This is a genomic window from Rhodococcus cerastii (assembly GCF_033042195.1).
Taxonomy (GTDB): Bacteria; Actinomycetota; Actinomycetes; order Mycobacteriales; family Mycobacteriaceae; genus Rhodococcoides.
This window is the reverse complement of the sequence record NZ_JAWLKF010000037.1, coordinates 1-1340: the sequence shown is the minus strand read 5'-3', so window position 1 is coordinate 1340 and position 1340 is coordinate 1. Positions and strand designations below refer to the sequence as shown.

Sequence of the window (1340 nt, the reverse complement as noted above, 5' to 3'; positions counted from 1 at the left end):
GGGAGTCAATGTGACTGTGAGTATGGATATGTCCGGTTGATACTGGATATCTGCAGTGGGCTGGGGCCTGACTCACAATGTGACCGACGTCCGATGGACTGTCTTATAAACGATGTGTCGGTTCCCGACCCTCTGTCGCTGTAGACACACGCGACCGGTGGGCGAAGTGACTTCATAGGAGCCTGTCCAAAGAGTCCCATCACAGTCTTGTCCGCCGTCCCGGCCGGTGCGTGGCCACCACCACGAAGGGATAGCCATGTCCAGCATGACCGACAATCCACCCGATGTCAGCACCACCGTCTTCGTAGGTGTCGACACCCACAAGAGCACCCACCATGCCGCGATCGTCGATTACCTCGGACGCGAGGTCGGCGACCGAGAGTTCCCCACCACTGCCGCCGGCCACGCGGATCTGATCGCGTGGATCACCGCGGCCGGGACCGTGGAGCGTATCGGTGTCGAAGGCACCGGCAGTTACGGATCGACACTGTCCACTGCGCTACGCGCACAAGATCTCGAAGTAGTCGATGTCGACCGCCCCGACCGACGCTCTCGACGGTTCCAGGGGAAATCGGACCCCCTCGACGCCCGCTCTGCCGCGCGGGCGGCTCTGACCGGAAATGCGACCACAATTCCCAAGTCCCACGACGGCACCGTCGAAGCAATTCGCTTCCTGCACAACGCCCGTCACTCCGCAGTCAAAGCCCGAGCCGAAGCGATCACCCAACTGAAATCGATGATCGTCAACGCCCCCGACCCGATCCGGACTGACCTCCGCCAGCTCACCGACACCAAATTGTTCGCTGCGTGCGCATCCCTGCCACCCGCAGCCAGGCGTCCCGTCGATCTCGATTCCGCCGTAGGTGCAGCGTTGCGGTCGGTGGCCCTGCGGATACAGGACCTCACTGCCGAGGAGCGGATCCTCGCCATCCAGATCGAAGCACTCGTCGCTGCACACGCACCGCACCTGCTGGCACGGTTCGGAGTCGGTGCCAGCACCGCCGCGCAGCTGTTGATCACTGTCGGCGACAATCCCGAACGAGTCACCTCCGAGGGATCCTTCGCCCGCCTGTGCGGTGTCGCCCCGATCCCCGCGTCCTCTGGGAAAACACAACGACACCGCCTCGACCGTGGAGGCGACCGCCAAGCAAACCGGGCGCTCTACACCATCGCCATCACCAGGCTACGCAGCGACGAACGAACCCAGCAATACCGAGACCGGCGCCTCGCGGAAGGAAAAACCCCACGCGAAATCACCCGATGCCTCAAACGCGCCATCGCCCGCGAAATATTCGGCCTACTGAAGCCCACACCCAGCCCTTGACAGACATAGGAGCATC

Annotated in this window: 1 protein-coding gene; it reads left to right on the top strand. The window is 62.9% G+C overall.

From position 1 onward, the window contains the following. Positions 1-256 precede the first annotated feature (256 nt). Entirely contained in the window at positions 257-1324 is a 1068-nt protein-coding gene (locus R3P93_RS24480; protein WP_317534362.1) for an IS110 family RNA-guided transposase, read from the top strand. The last annotated feature ends 16 nt before the right edge of the window (positions 1325-1340 follow it).